Source organism: Streptomyces sp. bgisy159, assembly GCF_057707805.1.
Genome location: NZ_JBYIQX010000025.1, coordinates 87,475 through 108,624 on the forward strand (window position 1 = coordinate 87,475; position 21,150 = coordinate 108,624).

A 21,150-nucleotide genomic window follows, 5' to 3' on the forward strand; every position below is an offset into this window, starting at 1 on the left:
CAGACAGGAACCGCCGCCCGCGCGCGGAGGGGATGTCCACGCGAGGGCGGCGGGGAGGGGGCGGGACCGGTGTCCTGGAGCCAGAGGCCGACGCCGAAGTCCTGGGCGGTACCGGCGAGGCCGGAGGCACCGCCTCAGGTCCGGCTGGTGGCCGACATGGGGTGCTCCTTGCCTCTGCTCCTGGCCGGCGCACGGCCACGGCGAGCGGACACGGGATCATCCGTCCGTCGGACAGGGCCGACGCTCACGGCGCCCCGGCTTGCGTATCCCCAACCTCGTCGACGCTTCGGCCCGGCGGCATCCGACGGGTGACCGGTCGCCCCCCGCCATGCGGCGGGAGGACCACCCGCCGCTCGGTGGCGGTCACAGACCGGGAACGTCTCCGCCGCGGCACCCCCGCCACCCGGCGGGGTACGTGTGGCCGGTTGCCGGGTGGTGAGTCCTCAGGATCCTCACGAGTGTCGTGGACGTGACTCCATCCACGACTCCGCCGACCGCCGCCGTGAAGCCTCACCCGACCGTGATGACACCACGGTGCCGGCGCGCGGCGGCCACAGCGAGCGTCTGGTACCTGCGTTTCATGGCTCTGCTCAATGTGCCGGCGGTGCTGTCCGTTCCCCTGCGCGACGGGGTGCGGGAACACAACGAGGGCGAGTACTTCACCCCGTACCTGCTCACCGCCGGTCTGGTGTCCGCGATCCTCGCCCTGTACCTGGCCGTCGCCATGCGCAGGCGCAAGCGCGCGGCCTGGATCTTCAACACGGTCCTCTCGGCACTGACCCTGTCGGTCATGGTCCTCTGGATGCTCCTGCCCGGTGAGGACCTCGGCTTCCGCCACCACTGGGTCAACTGGGCGTCCGCCGCGCTGACCGCCCTCTTCCTGCTGTCGCTGCTCGTGGGGCGTACGGAGTTCACGTCGAAGGGCGACCGTTCCAACCCGCGGACCGCGCTCGCGACCCTGGCCGGCGGTGTGGCGCTCGGCAGCGCGCTGGGGGTGGCGCTGGTGCAGGCGACCGGCACCGGGGTGGGAGCCGATCTGTCCGATCGCCTCGGCTACGTCCTGTCCCGCTTCGTCACGCTGGACCCGTCCGAGAAGGCCGCCCGCCTCATCCAGGTGCCCGGCTGGGTCGACGGGACGCTCAACGTGACGGCGGCGCTCGTGTTCCTGAGCGTGCTGTACGTGGCGTTCCGCAGCCCCCGGGGCCGGGTGATGCTGACCGAGGACGACGAGGCCCGGCTGCGCACCCTTCTCGACCGGCACGGTGAGCGGGACTCCCTGGGCTACTTCGCCCTGCGCCGCGACAAGGCGGCCGTCTTCTCCCCGAGCGGCAAGGCGGCCGTGACCTACCGCGTGGTCAACGGCGTCTCCCTGGCCTCCGGCGACCCCGTCGGAGACCCCGAGGCATGGCCCGGCGCCATCGACGCCTGGCTTGCCGACGCACGGGCGCACGCCTGGGTCCCGGCCGTGATGGGGGCGTCCGAGGAAGCGGGAGTGATCTACGGACGCCACGGTCTGAGCGCCCTCGAACTGGGCGACGAGGCCGTCGTGGAGGTCGCGGACTTCACCCTGGAAGGACGCGCGATGCGCGGGGTCCGTCAGGCGCACAACCGGGTCCGGCGCGCCGGCCACAGCGTGCGGGTGCGCCGCCACGAGGACATACCCGAGCCGGAGATGGCCCGTCTGGTGGCCGATGCCGACCGCTGGCGCGACGGGGCGACCGAACGCGGCTTCTCGATGGCGCTCGGCAGGCTCGGATCGCCGGACGACGGACGCTGCGTGATGGTCGAGTGCCACGACGCCCACGGCCAACTGCGCGCGCTGCTCAGCTTCGTTCCCTGGGGAAGCAAGGGGCTCTCGCTCGACCTGATGCGCCGGGACCGCGCCAGCGACAACGGCCTGGTGGAGTTCATGGTGATCGAACTGCTACGGCAGGCGGACGACGTGGGACTGGCCCGGGTCTCGCTGAACTTCGCGATGTTCCGGTCGGTCTTCGAGCGCGGAGACCGCCTGGGCGCCGGACCCGTCCTGCGGCTGTGGCGAACCACCCTGGGGTTCTGCTCCCGCTGGTGGCAGATCGAATCGCTGTACCGGGCGAACGCCAAGTACCGGCCGGTCTGGGAACCCCGCTTCGTCCTCTTCCAGAAGAGCGGCGAACTGCCGCGGATCGCGCTGGCCGCCGCCCGCGCGGAGGGCTTCGTCATGACGCCGGGACTGCCCGCCCTCTTCCGGCGGCGATCGCGCGCCGCCTGATGTGCGGCGCCTCGCTCACGGGCCGCCCCCTCACATCCCCTGGTCCCCGCGAGTGCTCCGGCCGAGGCTCGCCCGGCGAGGACGGCGTACCGTCCTCGCCCGCACCGGGCCGCCGCTCAGGCGGGCGCCATCCGCCGAGCCTCGCCCGCCGCCCCGCCGACCGGCCGGAGCGCACCCCCCGAACGGCCGGAGCCGACCCGCCGGGTGTCCACAGTCCGTGGGTGATCACTCCACCACGTACCCTGCCCGGCGTACGGTCGACGTCGGGCGGACCCGTACGCGCATGCGGGACCCCCGGATGCACGGGGCGCCGAGCAGCGGGACAGCGCAGACGAGAGTGTGAGGCGGGACGCCGGTGATCCGGGTAGTGGTGGTCGACGACGAGGCCCTGGTGCGGTCCGGTTTCCAGATGATCCTCAACGCGTCCGACGGCATCGAGGTCGTGGCGACCGCCGAAGGAGCCCGGGCGGCCGACGTGATCCGGCGCGAGCGGCCGGACGTCGTGCTCCTCGACATCCGCATGCCGGACGTGGACGGCCTGACGGTGCTGCGGCAGGTCCAAACGCTGCCCGAACCACCGCACGTGGCCATGCTGACCACCTTCGACACCGACGAGTACATCCTCACCGCCCTGCGCTCGGGAGCCGCCGGCTTCCTGCTCAAGGACACCGAGCCCGAACAACTCGCCCAGCTGGTCCGCACCCTGGCCGCGGGCGGCGTCGTCATGTCGCCGAAGGCATCACGCGCGCTGCTCCGCAACCACCCGGGGGGCGGAGCACCCCAGGACGCGGACGTCGCACGCGTCGGCCTGCTCAGCGACCGGGAACGCGACGTCCTCGTCCTGGTCGCCGAAGGACTGTCCAACGCCGACATCGGCACCCGCATCCATCTGAGCGCGGGCACCGTCAAGGACCACGTCAGCTCGATCCTGACCAAGCTGAGGGTCTCCAGCCGCGTCCAGGCGGCACTGCTCGCCGAGCGCGCAGGACTGCTCACCCACAACGACGACAACACGGCACGGGACAACGGACGATGAACACGGGCCGGGCGTGGTGGCGGCGTGTACCGCCCTGGGCCGTCGACACGGGGCTCGTGATGCCGGCCGCGCTCGACGCCTGGATCAACCTCCTGGGCGAGGGCACCCCTGTGATGTGGGCCTGCGCCGCCGTGGGCTCCGCCGGACTGTTCCTGCGCAGGCGCTTCCCGCTGACCGTCTTCCTGCTGACCCTGCCCATGACCCTGTTCATGGACGTCGCGGTCGCCCCGATCGCCGCCCTGTACACACTGGCCGCGTCCACCCGCAACCGCCCGCTGCTCGTCGGCTGCGCGCTGCTGAACGCCGCTGCGGGCACGCTCGCCTGGCCGTTGTCCGACGCGTTCGACGGGGACCGGACCTGGACGCTCGTCCAGTTCGTCTACACGCTGGCCACGGCCTTCGCCCCCGTCCTGTTCGGCCAGCTCGTGCAGGCCAGGCACGACGTGGCCCGCCAACTCGGCGAGGTCAGGGAGGCCCGGGAACACGAGCGCGCCCTCTACGCCCAGACCGTCCTCGCCCGCGAACGCGCCCAGCTGGCCCGCGAGATGCACGACGTCGTCTCCCACCAGGTCAGCCTCATCGCCGTCCAGGCCGGGGCCCTGCAGATGGCCGCCAAGGACCCCGACGTCCGCGACGCCGCCCGCACCATCCGCACCCTGAGCGCGAACACCCTCGACGAACTCCGCCACATGGTCACCCTGCTCCGCGCCTCCGGCGGCAAGGCGACCGAGCTCACCCCCCAGCCCACCCTCGCCGACCTCCGGCAGCTCATCGCCAACAGCGGCATCGAGACCACCCTGACCGGACAGCTCCCGGCCGACATCAGCACCACAGCCCAGCGCACCGTCTACCGCACGATCCAGGAAGCCCTCACCAACGTGCGCAAACACGCACCCGGAGCCCGCACCGACGTCCACCTGTGGCACGACGCACACCACTTCGGCGTCACCGTCACCAACACCGCCCCCACCCGCCCGACCGTCGCCCTCCCCAGCGCCCGTCACGGCCTCATCGGCCTGAAAGAACGCGCCGAACTCCTCGACGGCACCCTCCTCGTCGGACCCACCCCGGAAGGCGGTTACAAGATCGAGCTACGAGCCCCCGCCCGGCCCGACTGAACATCGGACGACGCGAGTTCCCGTAGCGCGCGTGGAGCACCAGACCGAGGCTGTCGTAACTCGATCCGGTCCGGGCCCGTTCGGCCAGTTCCGCGGCTCGTGCCGAGGGGCGGTGGCCAGGAAACCGACGCCGGCCGCCGCGGCGGCGCCGAGCAGCCGACGCCGACTGAGGTGCGATGTCATGGGCACGGTCGGGTGCCTCAAGACCACCGGCCGTCTGGTCCACGGGCGCCCGTCCACCCGGATGTGTGACGTCCGGACCGGGCGTCGCCTGCGGGCGGCGGCCGTGCGGGCTGTCGGCCCCACCTCGCCGAGCCCCGGGCCGGACTGCCCGTCGAGCGGGTCGCCAACGGCGCGCCCCTCCTGGTGGACGGGGCGCGCCGCCGGGTCGAGTTTCGACGAACCGGCCGTCGGCGACGACGACTTCCCCGCGGTGGGGGAGGCGTTCGCCGCACGGGCCGGACTGTGCCGTACCGGCTCGGAGGGCGGGGCGCGGGCCGTGCCGCTGCCCAGGCGCCCCCTGGTGGACCACGCGGCGCGGCGGTTCGGGGCGACGCGGAGCCGGACGGCGTGAGCCGGCGGGTGAGGTCAGTCCGCGTCGCGGGGGTCGAAGGAGTCGGTGTCGACCGTGAGCTGCTCGGGGAAGGCGCCGGCCACGGCGTCCCAGCGGGTGAACTTGAAGTTCGTGCCCTCACGGTCGCCGTCGGCCGGGGTCGCCTCGCCGTCGTGGGTGACCAGCAGGCCCTTGGGGAAGGACCGGCCCAGGGGGACGTTGACGACGGTGGAGCCGTCGGAGTGCTGCACGCCGTCGGTGGCGCCGTCGGTGACGGCGAACGAGCCGAGGTAGTCGTTGTCGCCGTCGCGCTCGTACACGGCGAAGGTGTTGTCGCCCTGGCTGGACGCGAGGACGTAACCGGCGCCGTCCTCGGCGTGGTAGACGGCGACGCCCTCCGCGTCGGCACTCAGGTGCTCACCGCCGAAGCCGGGGTCGTCGTCCGTGTCGAGGACGCACTCCTCCTGCTCGGCGTCGTACGTCCACGGCGTGCCGTACTCGCGGACGCGGTCGATCAGCTCGGGGTCCTCGAACTCCTCGTCGTCGAGCTCGATCCGCCACAGGCCCACGGTCTCCTGGGCGGCGTACAGAACGTGCTCCTCCAGGTCGACGGCCATGCCCTCGACCTGGGGGTTCTCACCGGGGTCCGCGCACGGGCGCCAGTCGGTGCCGTCGGGCAGGGTGAAGGTGTCCGGCAGGTCGAGGGTGTCCTCCGTCCTGAAGGCGACGCGCCCGTCGTCGTCCTTCAGCCGGAGCAGGCGCAGGCGGGTCTCCTCGCGCCGGGAGACGACCACGTAGGCGTCGTCGTCATCGCTGAAGGCCGTCAGGCCGTAGGAGGTGCGCTGGTCGTCGACCTCCGTCTCGTCGGCGGCGAAGACCGGTGCGGCGTCGGCGGCGGTGACGTCCTTCAGCGGCGGCTTGCCGGCCGCGACGGCGGCCGGGTCGATGGCGTACGCGCGGATGCGGTCGCGGCCCCGGTCGCTGACGAGGGCCAGGTCCGTCTCCTCGCCGTCCAGTTCGAAGCCGTAGACGATGTCGACGTTGTTGAACCGGCCGGGCTTGGCGTTCTCGTCCGGGGCCTGGGGCGCGGCCACGTGCTGCAGGCGGCGGCCGTCGAGTCCGTAGACGTCGAGGCCGGCCTCCTTCAGCGTGCCGATGACGATGCTGCGGCCGGGGTTCTCCGGGTCGACCCACACGGCCGGGTCGTCGGCGTCGGCGTTGCCGCCCGCCTCGTCGTCGTAGACCGCGGGGGTCTCCACGGCGGCCGTGACGGGCACCGGGGCCGCCGGGCCGGCGGTCAGGGTGAACGCGGTGGCGAGTGCGGTCAGGCTGCTGAGAGCGAAGACGCTCACGTTACTCCTCGGTAGAGGTGTGGACCCCGTGAACGCTACGGAGGGTTCGCGAAGCAGTGGCGACGCGATCATGAACGGGACGTGAGGGCGTGGTGCGGCGTGCCTGCGATCGGATGATCCCCTAACGGGCGGCGGCGAGCGCCGCTGGCCGAGGGTCGGTCTGGAGCGTGCTGGAACCGTGGTCCCGGGTGAGGGGATCCGCCGACCCTGCTCGTACGACGCGACCGTGGACGCCGCCGAGTATCCGATGCGCCGTCCGAACGCCTCGCGGTCCAGAGGTGTCCCGGCAGAGGGCCGCTGCCGGCGGACCGGGCGCCGTCACCGGCGGGCGGGCGGAACGCCGGAAGGGCGGCGCGCGCCGAGGTGGGCTCGGTGTGCGCCGCCCGGGAGCGGGGTGTGCTCGTCCGCGGAGGCGGCCCGGTTACCGCGGGTCGCGGTCGAAGAGCGACCTCGACCAGAAGTAGCCGAGGGCGGACAGGCCCACGCACCAGGCGATGGCGAGCCACCCGTTGTGGCCGATCTCGGTGCCGAGGAGCAGGCCGCGCAGGGTCTCGATGGCCGGCGTGAAGGGCTGGTACTCGGCGATCGGCTGGAACCAGCCCGGCATCGTGTCGGCCGGGATGAAGGCGCTGGAGATGAGCGGCAGCAGGATCAGCGGCATGGCCATGTTGCTGGCCGCCTCGGCGTTCGGGCTGGCCAGCCCCATGCCGACGGCGATCCAGGTGAGCGCCAGGGCGAACAGCGCGAGCAGTCCGAACGCCGCCAGCCACTCCAGCGCCGTGGCGTCGGTGGACCGGAAGCCGATGGCCGCGGCGACCGCGCCGACGAGGACCAGACTGGCGAGCACCTGCAGGACGCTGCCGACCACGTGCCCGATGAGGACCGAGCCGCGGTGGATCGCCATCGTCCGGAAGCGGGCGATGATGCCCTCGGACATGTCGGTGGAGACGGACACGGCGGCGCCGATCACGGTGCTGCCGATCGTCATCAGCAGGATGCCGGGGACGATGTAGGCGATGTACTCGGAGCGGTCCGCGCCACCGCCGCCGATGCCCGCGCTCATCACGTCGCCGAAGATGTACACGAAGAGCAGGAGCATCATGACCGGCGTGAGCAGCAGGTTCAGGGTGAGGGACGGATAGCGCCGGGCGTGCAGCAGGTTGCGGCGCAGCATCGTGTTCGAGTCGCGGACGACAAGGGTCAGAGCGCTCATCGGGCAGCCTCCTTGTGCTGGTCGGTGCCGCCGGTCAGGGCGAAGAAGACGTCGTCGAGGTCGGGGGTGTGCACGGACAGCTCGTCCGCCTCGATGCCGGCCGAGTCCAGCCAGTCGAGGATGGAGCGCAGTTCGCGCTGGCTGCCGTCGCTGGGGATGCGCAGGGCCAGCGCGTCGTCGTCCCGGGCCGCCTCGGTCAGGGTGGCCACGGCGGTCTGGTAGGTCGCCGGGTCGGTGAAGCGGAGCCGGATGTGCCCGCCGGGGATGAGCCGCTTGAGTTCCTCGGCGCTTCCCTCGGCCGCGATCTTGCCGTTGTTCAGGACCGCGATGCGGTCGGCGAGTTCGTCGGCCTCCTCCAGGTACTGGGTGGTGAGGAAGACCGTGACGCCGTCGGCGAGCAGCTCGCGGATGATCTGCCACATGCTGTGCCGGGAGCGCGGGTCGAGACCGGTGGTGGGCTCGTCGAGGAAGATGATCCGCGGGTTGCCGACCAGGGTCATCGCCAGGTCGAGACGGCGCTTCATGCCGCCGGAGTACGTCGAGGCGGGCTTCTTCGCCGAGTCGGTGAGGTCGAAGCGCTCCAGCAGTTCGGCGGCGACCCGCCGGCCCTCCTGCTTGGGCAGGTGCTGCAGGTCGGCCATGAGAAGCATGTTCTCCTCGCCGGTGATCAGACCGTCGACCGCGGAGAACTGCCCGGTGACGCCGATCGCGGCGCGTACGGCCTGCGCCTCGGTGCCGACGTCGTGGCCGCCGACGCGCAGTTCACCGGCGTCGGCGGTGATGAGCGTGGAGAGGATCTTGACAGCGGTGGTCTTGCCCGCGCCGTTCGGCCCGAGCAGGGCGAACACGGACCCGGTCGGGATGTGCAGGTCGATGCCGTCGAGAACGGTCTTGTCACCGAAGGACTTGCGCAGCCCGACGGCCGAGATGGCGGCCGGAGGCGGCACGCTCTCACCCTTCCTGGACGCGGGCATGACAGAAGAAGGCATGAAGCACTCCCTTTCGGAGGCTGTCGTGACGGGGATGAGCGGCGGGCGGTGGTGCTCAGCTCCGGGCGCGGCGGATGTCGATGTTGCCCCAGTTGGAGCGTGCGTGGACCCGGACGGTCTCCTCGGTCTCCTGCGGCGCGTCGGAGGTGGCGAGCGTGTTGCGTACCTGGCCGCGCTTGGAGCTGACGTCGAGCCAGGCGGCGGTGCCCTCGCGGATGCCGACCTCGATCGGGCCGTTGGCGGTCTCCAGGTGAACGGTGCCGCGGGCGACGTCGCCGACCCGGAGGTGGCCGTTGGTGGTGGTGCCGGTGACCGACGACTCGACGCGCGCGATGTCGACGCCGCCGTTGACGCCGTTCACCCGCAGCTCGCCGGTCACGGCGTCGACGGTGGTGGGGCCGTGGGAGTTCTTCAGCACGGCGGGGCCGTCCACGACTCCCACCCGCAGGCTGCCGGAGCTGGTCGTGATCTCGGCCATGCCCTCGACCCGTTCCACGGTGACCGAGCCGTGCGAGGCGGTCAGGTGGAGCGGCCCGGTGGTGTCGAGCCGGACGTCGCCGGCCGAGCTCTTGAGGCGGACCTCGCCGAGCCGGCCCTCGCCGAGCAGTCCCACACCGGCGCCGGAGACGTCGACGTGCGAGCCCGTCGGCAGCTCCACGGTCACGTCGACGGTGCCGGAGCGGCCGATGAGGTTGGCTTTGGGCGTCCTGATGGTCAGGGTGCCGTTCGCGCAGGAGATCTCGGTCTGCTCGGCCGCCCGCGCGTCCTGGTCGCGCTTGGGGTCGCGGGGTTCCACCGCGACCACGGTGTCGGTGCGGTCGCCGGCGGTGAACCGGATCGACCCGGAGTAGACGTGTGCGGTGACCGAGATGGGTTCGGGCGTGTCGAAAGAAGGCATGGCGGTACTGTCCTCGTGGGTCGTCGGGCCGTCCCTCCTGGCGGGACGTGGTGTGGGTGGTGCGGTGCGGACGCGGGTGGGGTTATCGCACCCAGCCCGTGAGACTCTGTCCGACCGTCCGGGTCTTCTCCGTCGTGCGCGCCGGGGCGCCGCCCTCGACGGCGCTCGCCACCGCCCGGACCAGCCAGGCGTTGACCGACAGGCCCTCGCGGTTCGCGGCCTCTTCGGCACGGGCCTTGAGGTGGGCAGGCAGGCGCAGGTTGATACGGGCGGGGCCGCCGCCCTCGGCGTCGGCCGGTGCCTGTGCCACGGGTGGTTCGACGGTCCTGACCGGCTCTGCCGGGACGTCGTGGGCGGGCGGGGGCGTCACGACGAAGTCGGGCTCCAGCCCGCGCAGCCGCACGTCGACCGAGCCGGGGGCGAGCTCGCGCGTGATCTCGTCCATCGCGGCGGACAGGACGTTGAGCAGGGTCAGGCGGGTCGCCGACTCCAGCGGTGCGGTGAGCCGGTCGGCGAGCTCGCGAGCTTCCTCCCCTCCGGCTTCGGCGGCCACCGCGAGTTCTCGGCGGAGTGTGTCGACATACGGGCTGAGGTCCATGCCGTCATCATGGCACCACTTTGATGCCGCGCGCAAGACAGAACGGCACTACGGGGCGGACAGGCCTCGGAGCGGCTGCTCTGCCCAGGGATAAAGGGCGAGGTGAGCGGCAGGGACGGTGTCACCGACCACTCCGGGCGCCGTGGCGCCGACGGGCCGTTCGGGTGGCCTCTGGTGGCTCCGAGTGGCGTCGGATGGCGCCGCATGATGCCGCCGGTGTCACCTGGTGATGTCAGAGCAGTGCGTGGCAGACGCCATCGGAGATGCCCGTCCGTCGGTGCGGGCAGCGGTGGCAGGGCCGCCGCTGCCCCGGAGGGGGGCGGTGCGCGGCACGCTCGGGCGGCCGGGGGCCGGTGAACGCCATGGCGGTCGGCCGGTGCGGCCATGGGCCGGACGTATGTCATCGCGGCCGGCCGAGGCCCCGTCGTGGCCGACCGAGCCGGCCGCGCACAGCACGCGGCGGACGCGGCGGACCGGTGCGACCGCGGGTCTGCGCGGTCGCACCGGTCCGGGCCGCCCTCCGGGCGACGGGCGCGCGGCGGGGAGAGCCCCGGCCGTCACCGGTGGCGTGGAGTCCCGCCGCTCACCGGCGCTTGCGGGCGGGGACCACGTAGCGGGCGTAGACCAGGTCCCGCATGATGTCCTCGCCGCCCTCGACGATGGCCACGTACCGCATGTCGCGGACGAGTTTGCCGATCGGATGGTCCTGCGTGTAGCCGAGTCCGCCGAACAGTTCCGAGCCGGTCGACACCACCTCCCAGCCCGCCTGGCCGCAGAAGAGCTTGGCGGCCAGCGCGGAGCGGAGCGTGCCGGCCCGGAGCAGACCGGTTCCCCCGCTCGCGGCCGCGACCAGCAGCTCGTCGAACTCCGCCGCGGCGGCCCGGCACTGGTTGCGCATGACGTCGATCAGCGTCTCCACCTGCCCGAGCTTCCCCGCGAACACCGCGTTCTCGGTGAGCGGGGCGCCCCTGAGCCGCTTCGCCGCCGCGTAGTCCATCGCCAGGTCCCTGACGCGCCGGGCGATGCCCACCGCGCAGGCCGCGATCAGGATGCGGCTCGCGTTCAGGCTCGCCTCCAGGATGCGCAGCCCGCTGCCGTGCAGGCGGTGGGCGGTGGGCACGGAGCAGTCCTCCAGGCGCACCCGGTAGGTGCCGGCGCCCCGGACGCCGAGCAGGTCCCAGCGCTTGACGATCTCGACCCCGGGGGTGTCGCGCGGTACCGCGACGACCGCGAAGTCCGCGGCGTCGTCGGCGGACCGGGCGAGGACCAGCAGCAGGCCGGCCGTGTCGGTGTTGGTGGAGAAGTACTTGTCGCCGCTGAGCACCAGCCGGTCGCCCTCCGTGCGGAAGGTGGTGGTGATCCTCACCAGCTCGCTGCCGGCCTCTTCCTCACTGCCGAGGACGGCGATCCGGCCGCCCTCGGCCACCAGGGCCTCCAGGGCGGGGCGGGCCAGCTCCTCGCCGCCGAAGTGCTGCAGCATGACGCCGCCCAGCACCGGCAGGAAGGCGCCGAAGGCGAACCCGGCGTCTGCGTAGGCGAGTTCGGACACGACGTCGACGCTGTCCGTCACGGACAGACCCACCCCTCCGTACTCCCGTGGCACCCACCAGTTGGCCAGGCCGAGATCGTGCAGCCGGGACGCCTCGACGGTGGGCTGCTCCGGCAGACCGTCGAAGTGCTCGTCCTTCCCGGCCAGCTCGGTCGCGGCGAAGTCCCGGACCCGGGCGAGCAGTTCCGCTGTCATGGCACCTTCTCCTTCGGGCCGGTCAGACCGGGTTCACGTGGTACATCGGGAAGTACGAGGCGATCCTGCCGTGGGCGTAGTCGTCGGCCAGTTCCGGCACCCGGTCGAAGTCGTAGACGACCTCCGAGCCCTTGGGCGCGATCCAGCCCTCGGCCTCCTGGAAGTCGCGGATGGCGGGCGACTCCTGCAACTGCCACACATGTGTGTTCACCAGGATGTGGCGGCTGATGGACTCGGCGCCTCGCAGATGGGTCAGGCGCATGCCCGCCTTCCACCCGCAGGTGGTGACGACCCCCGCGCGGGCCAGCGCGGCCAGGGTGATGTCGTACAGGGGCTCGCCGATGTTGTCCACGAAGACCGCTACCCCGTGGCCGTCGCTCAGCTCGTCGACCAGGCCGCGGAACCTCTTCACCGAGTCACGGCGCCGCTGGTGGCGTTCCCGGTCCGTGCGCTGCTCCCGGGTCGGCAGGGAGAGGTCGGGGAACTGACGGCGGTCCACCGGGGTGATGCCGTTCTCCCGCAGGAACGCGACGCGCTCGTCCGAGCCCGCCGTCATCGCCACCCGGAAGCCGGCCCGCTTGGCCAGCAGCAGCTCGGCGAAGGCGACCCCGCCGCCCCAGCCGAACACCAGGTGGTTCGCCGGGTCGTCGTCGGCCACCTGGGTGCGCCAGCAGCCGTACGCCTTGTGCCAGTTGTCCCAGGCGGTGAAGAAGCGCCCGTAGGTGGCCCACTGCGCCAGCGAGTAGGCCGTGCCGTCGGGGATGGGCAGCAGCACCCGCACGTCCATCTTCGACCGCTTGGCCAGCAGGCCGATGGTGTGGGGGGCGTCGTAGGCGTAGGCGAGTTCGGCGTAGCCGAAGCGGTCGGTCTTGCCGAACGGCATCAGCATGCACAGGTCGCCCTCGCGGACCCGGACGTCCCGGCCACCCGCGTTCACCCGCAGCACCCGGACCACTCCCATGTTGCCGACGACCACCGCGTCCTCACCGCGGCTGCTGCACACGTCGATCGGTGAACGGGCCAGCGCGTGGTCGACGTTGGCCTCCCAGGAGCCCAGGATCGGCTCCACCAGGGCCTCGCCCTCCTCCAGCGGGCCGAAGGTGAACACGTCGCGCCGCAGCGCGTTGCCGGGACTGCCGTCGTGAGGGCCGGTCACCGCGCCGGAGCGCAGGACCCAGGCATCGGGCGAGTAGATGACAACCTCCTGATTTCTAGTACGTGTCCGGGGCCGGAGCGGTCAGCGGACCGCGGGGTCCGGCACCCGGTAGTCCACCGCGACCCCGCCCCACGCCTCACCGGCGCCGTAGGCGACGGCGCCGAGCCGGCCCTCGGCGGGCAGGGAGCCGGAGTCCAGCTCCTCCGCGAAGGCCAGCGGGATGGAGGCGGAGGACGTGTTGCCGGAGTGCGCGATCCGGTTCACGAAGGGCACACCGAGCGGGGCGGTGAGGCCGCGCACCTGCTCCAGGATGCGGCCGTTGGCCTGGTGGCCGACCAGGACGGTCGGCGCCGGGCCGTGGTCGAAGAGGTACTGCGCCGACTCCGACATGCGGCGCACCGCACGGTCGTACACCTGCATGCCGTCGAGGTGGATGCCGCCCTCCCCGGTCTCCCGCATGAGGGCCTCCTGCGAGCCGTCGCAGCCGGCGAGCTGCCGGAAGGGCGCGAAGGACGCGCGGTCCTCCAGCAGGACGGCCGCGGCTCCGTCGGCGAAGATGCACGCCGTCTGCCGGTCCGTGCGGTCCACCAGCCGGGACATGGCCTCCACCGAGCACACCAGAACCGACCGCGCCCGTCCGGACTCGCACAGCGAGAGGCCGGCGACCAGTCCGTAGACGAACCCGCAGCAGGCCGCGTTCATGTCGAAGGCCAGCACGGCGGAGCCCAGGCCGGCCCGGCGCGCCACGCGCTGCGCGATGCCGGGGACGCGCTGCCGCACCGACGTGCTGATGACGACGAGGGCGCCGATCGTCGAGGGGTCGGACACGCGGGTCACGATCGGCGCGCACGCCTCCGCCGCGACGTCCGCCAGCGGCGTGCCGTCCGGCAGCCACGAGCGGGACGCGATGCCGCTGCGGCGCCGGATCCACTCGTCGGTGAGGCCGATCGACGCGAAGTCGTCGTTGGTGACCGTCCGGCCGGGCTTCGCCGTCGCGACCTCGACGATGCCCGCGCTCACCGCCCGTTCGCCAGCTTCAGGAAGTAGCCGCTGAAGTCGTCCAGGAAGGCGAAGGACGCCGTCTCCTGGAGGTCGCCCTTGACCTGGAGCTCGCGCTCCAGTTGCTGGTGCAGCTCGACCAGGTCGAGGGAGTCGAGATCGAGGTCGGCGACCGGCCGGCCGAGGTCGTCGGGTCCCATCGACGGGTCGCGCTCGCGCAGCTTGGCCAGCATCGTCTCGGTGATCCGGCTCTCGATGTCACTCATGCTTCTTCTCCGTTCCGGGGGGAAATTCCAGGGGGCTCGGGTGTCGGGGGCATCTCCGCGGCGCCGGGCGGGCCGGCCTGGAGCCGGTAGAGCGGATCACCGGACTTCAGGACCGTGCCGGCCGTCGCGCAGTGGTCCGTGACCCGTCCCGCGCGCTCCGCCACGATCTCCGTGCTGGCCTTGTCGGTCTCCACGACCGCGATGACGTCCCCCCGCTCGACCAGGTCACCGACGGCGGCGGCCCACTCGACGAGCAGGGCCTCGCCGAGGCCGTGGCCGAAGCGGGGAACGCGCATCTCCACCGAGGAATCGGTCACTTCGTCATCACCAGCACCTCGTCCGTGATCTGCTGCACACCGATCAGGTAGTCCTTCTCGAAGTCCGCCGGGGGATAGGCGCGACGGGCGGGTGCCAGCCGCCGGACCGGACCGCGCAGCGAGCCGAAGCCGTGCTCGGCGACGTGCGCGGCGACCTCGGCGCCGATGCCGACGTCCCTGGACCCCTCGTGCACGATCAGCAGCCGCCCGGTGCGGGCGACGGACTCCATCACCGTGTCCAGGTCGAGCGGGGCCACCCAGCGCAGGTCCACCACCTCGACGTCCACGGCGGGGCCGAGGGCGTGCGCCGCCTGCAGCACCTCGTGGGTGACCGCGCCGTAGGTGGCGATCGTCAGGTCCGTGCCGCGCCGCACCACCCGGGCCGCCGTCGGCGACGGCGCGGGCCGGGCGTCCCGGACGGGCGCGTTCCGCCGCCAGTACAGGCGGATCGGCTCGTACACCACCACGGGTGAGCCGAGCCGCACGGCGTACCGCAGGATCTGGTCGGCGTCCTCGCCCGTGGAGGGGCACGCCACCGAGAGCCCCGGGACGCGGGCGAACAGCGCCTCGTTGGACTCGCTGTGGTGCTCGACCCCGCGGACGCCGCCGCCGCTCGGAACACGCACCACCAGGCTCGGGCTGACCTGCCCGTTCCAGCGCTCGCCGATCCGGGCCGCCTGCGTCACCAGCTGGTTCACCGCCGGATAGGTGAACCCGTCGAACTGGATCTCGCAGACAGGGACCAGTCCGCTCATGGCCAGGCCGACCGCCTGGCCGACGATCGTGGACTCGGCGAGGAGCGAGTCGCGCACCCGGTCCGCGCCGAAGCGGTCCCGCAGTCCCCGGGTCACCCGGAAGACGCCCCCGAGCCGGCCGATGTCCTCGCCCAGCAGCAGCAGCGCCGGGTCCGCGTCGAGCAGGTCGGCGAGCGTCGTGTTGATCGCCTCCGCCAGGGGCACGGTCGCGGTACTCGTCACGCGTACTCCTTCATCAACTGCTCGCGCAGGTCGCGCACTTCCGCCGCCACGCCGTCGAACCACGCGGCGTCCACCAGGCCCGCACCGGTCAGCCGCGCCGCGTAGGCGGTCACCGGGTCCGCCGCCCTGGCCCGGTCGATGTCCTCGCGGGCCCGGTAGATCTCCTGGGCGTCGGAGCTGGAGTGGCCGTGCACGCGCGCCACCTCGATCTCCACCAGCCGGGGCGAGCGTTCCGCGCGGACCTGGGCGGCGGCCCGTGAACAGGCGGCGAAGACGCTCTCCGGGTCCTGGCCCGCGATCCGCACGGCCTCGATCCCGAAGCCCCGGGCGCGCTCCGCCAGCGAGGTGCGCATCTGCTCCCGGGCCGGCTTGGAGATGGCCCAGCCGTTGTTCTGGCAGACGAACAGCACGGAAGCCGACTCGACGGCGGCGAGGTTCATCGCCTCCGACATGTCGCCCTCACTGGTGGCGCCGTCGCCGATGTAGACGACGACGAAGTCCTCCCGGCCCTGCAGCCGCTGTCCGATCGCGTAGCCGACGCCGTGCAGCGTCTGCGCGGCCAGCACCAGGGTGTAGGGGAAGAAGCGGAGCCTGCGCGGCTCCCAGCCGCAGAACGTCCGGCCGCCCCACTGCGCGACCAGTTCGGCCGGCGTCACACCGCGCAGGAGGGCGACCGCGTGCTCGCGGTAGCTGGGGAAGACCGTCGGGGCCGGGCCGACGGCGAGGGCGGAGCCCACCTGCGCGGCCTCCTGTCCCTGGCAGGACAGCCAGAGGTCCAGGGCCCCCTGCTTCTGCAGTTGCCGGGCCTCCTCGTCGACGCCCCGCGCCACCAGCATGTGGCGTAGCAGCGACCGCCGAGTGTCGTCGTCTGGATCTGTCGTGTACTCGGATTCTGACGTCAAGTCCGATCACCAGTCGTAGGTCCGTCGAAGGGCTTTCTGCCGTCATACGTGCGGAACACGCCGGAGGGTCTCCCGGCGAAAGGGAAACGCGCGGCGCGGGTCGGAGGCGGAATACCAGTGAAAAGGGAAGGCGGTGCTCGCGCGCAGGTGGGGCGTACGTCGGTGCCATCCGCCCCGGTAGCCGGCCGGTGCGGAATTGCAGGAGAATCCAGAGGAATCCGAAGGGACCGCAGGAACGGAATGTGTTCGCCTGCCCGTCCTTGCGGACCCGAGGGGGCCGGCCCGCATGCGAGTGCGCCTGCCCCGGGCCGCTGATCGGTCATGGTGGCACAAGAACCCCGGCGGATACAGATTGCGGGGGACGACCGGGAGGCCGGTGTTCTGCCGCCCTTGTGGGGGCGGCGGCCGAGACCTAAGTTGGCGTCGGCATTCCAGGGGCGCCGCGGATGCCGGGATGTCCCGTCGACGGGACGACGCCCGTCGGTGAACCCGCCCCCGGCCCCTTTTCCAGAACTCGGCCCGGCGTTTATCCCTGCCGAGTCCCCCGCGACGTTCGAGGACGGTGGCATGAGCACGAACCCTTTCGATGACGAGGACGGCCGCTTCTACGTGCTGGTCAACGACGAGGACCAGCACTCCCTGTGGCCGGTGTTCGTCGAGACGCCCGCGGGCTGGCGGACGGTATTCGGCGAGGCGTCGCGGGCCGAGTGCCTGGAGTACGTCGAGCGGAACTGGACCGACCTGCGGCCGCGGAGCCTGCGCGAGGCGATGGCGGACGGCTGAACCCGGGCCCACGGACGACGGCGGCGAGACGAAGGCGGGGAGGGACGTCCTGTGACGACGGCCGGCCGGTACACGGCGGGAGCCGGCGGTGGAGGCGCGCGGCCGGCGGCGGCGCTGCCCTTCGCCGGCGGACAGGCCACGGTGGGCACCTCGGGGATGACCTTCCCGCAGGGCCTGTCGGAGCGGTCCTGGGAGCGGATCGGCACCGGTCTGCGCGAACTCACGAACTCCTCGGCGTGGTGGCTCGGCGACTGGCTGGTCCACGGACAGACCAGCTACGGGACGCGGCGCTACCGTGAGGCCGTCGAGCGGACCGGCCTGGACTACCAGACGCTGCGCAACTACGCCTGGGTGGCCCGCCGTTTCGAGCACCACCGCAGACGCGACAGCCTCAGCTTCGCCCACCACGCCGAGGTGGCCGGCCTGCCACCGGCGGAGCAGGACCACTGGCTGGGCGAGGCGGACCGGCTCAAGTGGTCGCGCAACGAGCTGCGCAGGGCGGTCCGCGCAGGTCAGGCTGAGCGGCGTGACACGGCCGGGACCTCCCTCCCCGGCGCATCCGCGGCCGGCTCGTGCCCGGACGGCACCCTGCCGGTGGCCGCCACCGCGGCCGGCGCTCTCCCGCCGGCCGGAGCGGCGGCGCCCCGGGCGGACGGCCCGGCGGACCCCGGCGGCCCGCGCGCAGAGGTCGCCACGCTCACCATCGAACTGTCCGCCGGCCGGCTGGACCACTACGCGCGGGTGGCCGCCGCGCAGGGGCTGCCCGTGGAGCAGTGGGTGACCCGGATGCTCGACGCCGCCGACCGGCGGACCGCCTAGTGGCACCGGCCCGGGCGCCGTCCCCGGCGGTGTGCGGCCGGCCGGACCACCCTCACCCCCCTCACATCGGAGGCAGTTGATGATCCTTCACGGCAAGCGGGTCGACCTGCCCCCGGAGCCCGTCGTCCACCGGCGGTTCGAGGCGCACGCCGAGGCCACCCCCGACGCCGTCGCCGTCCGCTGCGCCGGGCGCAGGCTGACGTACGCGGAGCTGGACGCGGCGGCGAACCGGTTCGCGCACGCCCTCGCGGCCCGCGGACACGGGCGGGGCGCGAAGGTCGGGATCTGCCTCGACTACTCGACCGACATGCTCGTCGCCGTCCTCGGCACGCTGAAGGCCGGGGCGGCCTACGTGCCGCTCGACCCGGCCTACCCGGCGGCGAGGCTGCGGCTGCTGCTCGGCCAGATCCCGGATCTCGCCGTGATCGTGGCGTCCGCGGAGACGGCCCCGCTCGTCGCGTCGTCCTCCGCCGAGGTCGTCGACCCGCGACGGCTGTCCGGCCCGTCGGCGGAGCACCCCGCGACCGCTCCCGACGTCCAGGTCACCGGGGACGACCTCTGCTACGCCGTCTTCACCTCCGGCTCCACCGGGACGCCGAAGCTCACCGCGATACGGCACGAGGGCTGGTTCAACCTGCTGAACTGGCTGACGGACGAGTACGGACTGCACCGCGGCTCACACCACCTGGTCGTCAGCGCCTTCGGGTTCGACCTCTCCCAGCGCAGCCTGATGGCCCCGCTGTTCTGCGGGGCCACCCAGCACCTGATGCCGAGCCGGAACGTCGACGCGATGATGGCCTACCGCACGCTGACCGAGCACGACATCCGCGTCGTGCACTGCGCCTCCAGCACGCTGTACCTCCTGGTGGACCGGGAGACCGCGCGGGGCGGCAAAGCGCTCGCCGGGCTGGACCACGTGCTGTTCGGCGGCGAGCCGCTGAAGACCGAACGGATCGCGCACTGGGCGGCGCGCGAGGACACCACCTGCACCCTCCTGCACCAGTACGGCGTCGCCGAGTGCACGGACGTCGCCACCTCCTACGACCTCGCCGGGTACCGGCCCGGCGACGGGCACCCGGCGCCGGTGGGCCGGCCCGCCCACAACACCGACATCCACCTCCTCGACGCGCGGCTGCACGGTGTCGCGCCGGGGGAGCGGGGCGAGATCTGCATCGCCGGCGCGGGTGTCGGCGCCGGCTATCTCAACGGCTCGGGCCCCGAGTCCGAGCGGTTCACGACCATCGAGGTCGACGGCGTGCCGCAACGGCTGTACCGCACGGGCGACCTCGGCTACGCGACGCCGGACGGGGACCTGGTGGTCCTGGGCAGGATCGACGCGCAGGTGAAGGTCCGGGGCATGCGCATCGACCCCGTCGACGTCGAACGGGCACTCGGCCGGCTGGACGGGGTGCGGGAGGCGGCGGTGGTGGTCACCCCGGCCGAGACGGGCGAGGCCGAACTGACCGCGTTCGTCGTGCCGGAGGGGGACGCCCTGGCCGAGGACGAGGTGCGCGAGCGTCTCCTGCGCACGCTGCCGCGGACCATGGTCCCGGCCCGGTTCATCGGCGTCACACACCTTCCGCTGAGCCCGCACGGCAAGGTCGACCGCGCGGCGCTGCTCGACGCGTTCCACGACCGCCCGGCCGGCAGCGGCACGGCGGCCGGCCGGCGGACCGCGACGACGACGAGGGGAACGCGATGATCACCGACGACGTGCGGGCCATCTGGTGCCGGGAACTGCGGCGCGAACACATAGCGGACGACCAGAACTTCTTCGCCCTGGGCGGCCAGTCCGTGATCATGGCCCGGATCCAGGGCGCGCTCGCCGACGAACTGGGCGTCGAGGTCCCGATGGACCGGCTGTTCCTCAACCCGACGATCGCCTCGATCTCCGCCTACATCGAAACCCTGGACCCGGTGCCCCCTGCGCACCGGACGTGAGGGGTTCCCGCGCCACCGAGGAAAACCGACCGCCTGGCAAGAGAGGCGCCATGTACGACGTGATTGTCATAGGTGCCCGTTGTGCGGGATCGCCGACGGCCATGCTCTTCGCGCGGCAGGGCTACCGCGTCCTGCTCCTGGAGAAAGCGCGCTTCCCTCAGGACACCCTGTCCTCGCACTACATCCACCAGCCGGGGGTGGCCCTGCTCGCCCGGTGGGGACTGCTCGACGAACTGCTCGCGGCGGGCTGCCGCCCGATCGACCACCAGAGCTACCAGGCACCCGGTGTCCGCCTCGACGGCTTCTCCCTGCCCGTCGACGGCCGGCGGACCACGTACGCCCCCCGGCGGTACGTCCTCGACCCGATCCTCGCGCGCGGCGCCGTGGCGGCCGGTGCGGAGTTCCGCGACGGCTGCGCCGTCACCGACCTGGTCTTCGAGGGCGACCGGGTGGCCGGCGTGCGGTACACCACGCCCGGCGGCGCCGCGGCCACCGAGCGGGCCGTGCTCGTCGTCGGCGCGGACGGCATGCGGTCGCTGGTGGCCCGCAAGACCGGCGCGCCCAACGTCGTCGAGCACCCGCGGCAGACGTGCACCTACTACAGCTACTGGGCCGGGGTGCCCGCCCACTTCGAGTCCTACGCGCGGCCCGGGCGCTGGATCGGGGTCATCCCGACCAACGACGACCTCACGCTGCTCATGGCCTACTTCCCGCAGGACGAGTTCTCCGGGGTGCGCAAGGCGGTGGAACCCGCCTACCTCGACGCCTTCCGCACCACCGCGCCCGAGCTGTACGAGCGGATGCGGGCGGGCGAGCGGGTCGAGCAGCTGTACGGCACGGGGCACCAGGAGAACTTCTTCCGCAAGGCCTACGGCCCCGGCTGGGCACTGGTCGGCGACGCCGTGAACCACAAGGACTCCATCACCGCCCGCGGTATCACCGAGGCCTTCGAGCAGGCGCGGACCCTCACCGAGCACATCGGGGACCGGCTGCACGACCCCGTGGCACTGGAGGCCGCGCTGGAGCGGTACGAGGAGGACCTGGAGGAGAACCACACCAGCTTCTACCAGGCGGCCCTCAACGTGGCCGAGCTCAAGCCCGAGGGGCGTACCGACATGCTCCGCAAGCTGGTCGGTCACCAGGACCTGATCGACCGGTACTTCTCGACCCTGTCCGGGGCCTGTTCCCTAGACGACTTCTACAACACCGGCCTCCTGACGCTGCTCGACCAGAGCTGA

Annotated in this window: 21 protein-coding genes and 1 pseudogene; 9 read left to right on the plus strand and 13 right to left on the minus strand. The window is 72.5% G+C overall.

The window, feature by feature from the left end:
• Nucleotides 1–523 precede the first annotated feature (523 nt).
• The 4 genes from AC3ET3_RS23220 (at nt 524) to AC3ET3_RS23235 (ending at nt 4,979) form a co-directional block, all read left to right on the plus strand.
• Nucleotides 524–2,251, plus strand: a complete 1,728-nt coding sequence (locus AC3ET3_RS23220) for a phosphatidylglycerol lysyltransferase domain-containing protein (RefSeq protein ID WP_432157279.1) — start codon at nt 524–526, stop codon at nt 2,249–2,251.
• Nucleotides 2,252–2,606: 355 nt separating this feature from the next.
• Entirely contained in the window at nt 2,607–3,287 is a 681-nt protein-coding gene (locus tag AC3ET3_RS23225) for a response regulator (RefSeq protein ID WP_432136363.1), read from the plus strand.
• Nucleotides 3,284–4,405: a sensor histidine kinase gene (locus AC3ET3_RS23230; protein WP_432136364.1), complete on the plus strand. Its 1,122-nt coding sequence runs from the start codon at nt 3,284–3,286 to the stop codon at nt 4,403–4,405. The genes AC3ET3_RS23225 and AC3ET3_RS23230 overlap by 4 nt, the downstream gene beginning before the upstream one ends.
• A 181-nt stretch (nt 4,406–4,586) precedes the next feature.
• A complete protein-coding gene (locus tag AC3ET3_RS23235) occupies nt 4,587–4,979 on the plus strand; it encodes a hypothetical protein (RefSeq protein WP_432157278.1) in 393 nt (130 codons plus the stop codon).
• 14 nt (nt 4,980–4,993) lie between these two features.
• Here AC3ET3_RS23235 and AC3ET3_RS23240 read toward each other — a convergent pair whose 3' ends face one another.
• The 13 genes and pseudogenes from AC3ET3_RS23240 to AC3ET3_RS23300 all read right to left on the minus strand — a co-directional run bounded on the left by AC3ET3_RS23240 (nt 4,994) and on the right by AC3ET3_RS23300 (nt 16,303).
• Complete coding sequence (locus AC3ET3_RS23240) at nt 4,994–6,310, minus strand: phytase (protein WP_435612812.1); 1,317 nt, start codon at nt 6,308–6,310, stop codon at nt 4,994–4,996.
• A 186-nt stretch (nt 6,311–6,496) separates the two neighbouring features.
• Nucleotides 6,497–6,586 (minus strand): annotated as a pseudogene (locus tag AC3ET3_RS23245) (helix-turn-helix domain-containing protein); the annotation flags it as partial.
• 145 nt (nt 6,587–6,731) lie between these two features.
• Entirely contained in the window at nt 6,732–7,523 is a 792-nt protein-coding gene (locus AC3ET3_RS23250; RefSeq protein WP_432136367.1) for an ABC transporter permease, read from the minus strand.
• Complete coding sequence (locus AC3ET3_RS23255; RefSeq protein WP_432136368.1) at nt 7,520–8,512, minus strand: ATP-binding cassette domain-containing protein; 993 nt, start codon at nt 8,510–8,512, stop codon at nt 7,520–7,522. Before AC3ET3_RS23255 ends, AC3ET3_RS23250 begins: the two co-directional genes overlap by 4 nt.
• 55 nt (nt 8,513–8,567) lie before the next feature.
• Nucleotides 8,568–9,410 carry a DUF4097 family beta strand repeat-containing protein gene (locus tag AC3ET3_RS23260; RefSeq protein WP_432136369.1) on the minus strand — a complete coding sequence of 281 codons (843 nt, stop codon included), beginning with the start codon at nt 9,408–9,410 and terminating at the stop codon, nt 8,568–8,570.
• 82 nt (nt 9,411–9,492) lie between these two features.
• On the minus strand, nt 9,493–10,008 hold the full coding sequence (locus AC3ET3_RS23265) for a toxin-antitoxin system HicB family antitoxin (RefSeq protein WP_432136370.1): 516 nt from the start codon (nt 10,006–10,008) through the stop codon (nt 9,493–9,495).
• Nucleotides 10,009–10,591: 583 nt separating this feature from the next.
• On the minus strand, nt 10,592–11,752 hold the full coding sequence (locus tag AC3ET3_RS23270; protein WP_435612813.1) for an acyl-CoA dehydrogenase family protein: 1,161 nt from the start codon (nt 11,750–11,752) through the stop codon (nt 10,592–10,594).
• 22 nt (nt 11,753–11,774) lie between these two features.
• The gene (locus tag AC3ET3_RS23275; protein WP_432136372.1) at nt 11,775–12,908 is read right to left on the minus strand and encodes a zinc-binding alcohol dehydrogenase family protein; all 1,134 of its coding nucleotides are present in this window, start codon (nt 12,906–12,908) and stop codon (nt 11,775–11,777) included.
• A gap of 81 nt (nt 12,909–12,989) precedes the next feature.
• Nucleotides 12,990–13,928: a ketoacyl-ACP synthase III gene (locus AC3ET3_RS23280; protein WP_432157275.1), complete on the minus strand. Its 939-nt coding sequence runs from the start codon at nt 13,926–13,928 to the stop codon at nt 12,990–12,992.
• The gene (locus AC3ET3_RS23285; protein ID WP_432136374.1) at nt 13,925–14,173 is read right to left on the minus strand and encodes a phosphopantetheine-binding protein; all 249 of its coding nucleotides are present in this window, start codon (nt 14,171–14,173) and stop codon (nt 13,925–13,927) included. Before AC3ET3_RS23285 ends, AC3ET3_RS23280 begins: the two co-directional genes overlap by 4 nt.
• Nucleotides 14,170–14,490: a biotin/lipoyl-containing protein gene (locus AC3ET3_RS23290; protein ID WP_432136375.1), complete on the minus strand. Its 321-nt coding sequence runs from the start codon at nt 14,488–14,490 to the stop codon at nt 14,170–14,172. Before AC3ET3_RS23290 ends, AC3ET3_RS23285 begins: the two co-directional genes overlap by 4 nt.
• Nucleotides 14,487–15,467, minus strand: coding sequence for an alpha-ketoacid dehydrogenase subunit beta (locus AC3ET3_RS23295; RefSeq protein ID WP_432157274.1), 981 nt, complete (start codon nt 15,465–15,467; stop codon nt 14,487–14,489). Before AC3ET3_RS23295 ends, AC3ET3_RS23290 begins: the two co-directional genes overlap by 4 nt.
• A complete protein-coding gene (locus tag AC3ET3_RS23300) occupies nt 15,464–16,303 on the minus strand; it encodes a thiamine pyrophosphate-dependent dehydrogenase E1 component subunit alpha (RefSeq protein WP_488191837.1) in 840 nt (279 codons plus the stop codon). Before AC3ET3_RS23300 ends, AC3ET3_RS23295 begins: the two co-directional genes overlap by 4 nt.
• A gap of 633 nt (nt 16,304–16,936) precedes the next feature.
• Here AC3ET3_RS23300 and AC3ET3_RS23305 point away from each other — a divergent pair.
• From AC3ET3_RS23305 to AC3ET3_RS23325, 5 genes are all read left to right on the plus strand, one after another.
• A complete protein-coding gene (locus AC3ET3_RS23305) occupies nt 16,937–17,152 on the plus strand; it encodes an MbtH family protein (RefSeq protein ID WP_432136378.1) in 216 nt (71 codons plus the stop codon).
• Nucleotides 17,153–17,203: 51 nt separating this feature from the next.
• On the plus strand, nt 17,204–17,971 hold the full coding sequence (locus AC3ET3_RS23310; RefSeq protein ID WP_432136379.1) for an LmbU family transcriptional regulator: 768 nt from the start codon (nt 17,204–17,206) through the stop codon (nt 17,969–17,971).
• 79 nt (nt 17,972–18,050) lie between these two features.
• Complete coding sequence (locus AC3ET3_RS23315; protein ID WP_435612814.1) at nt 18,051–19,673, plus strand: amino acid adenylation domain-containing protein; 1,623 nt, start codon at nt 18,051–18,053, stop codon at nt 19,671–19,673.
• Entirely contained in the window at nt 19,670–19,912 is a 243-nt protein-coding gene (locus AC3ET3_RS23320) for a phosphopantetheine-binding protein (RefSeq protein ID WP_432136381.1), read from the plus strand. Before AC3ET3_RS23315 ends, AC3ET3_RS23320 begins: the two co-directional genes overlap by 4 nt.
• A gap of 50 nt (nt 19,913–19,962) precedes the next feature.
• Nucleotides 19,963–21,150 (plus strand): NAD(P)/FAD-dependent oxidoreductase, encoded by a 1,188-nt coding sequence (locus tag AC3ET3_RS23325; RefSeq protein WP_432136382.1) that lies wholly within the window; start codon nt 19,963–19,965, stop codon nt 21,148–21,150.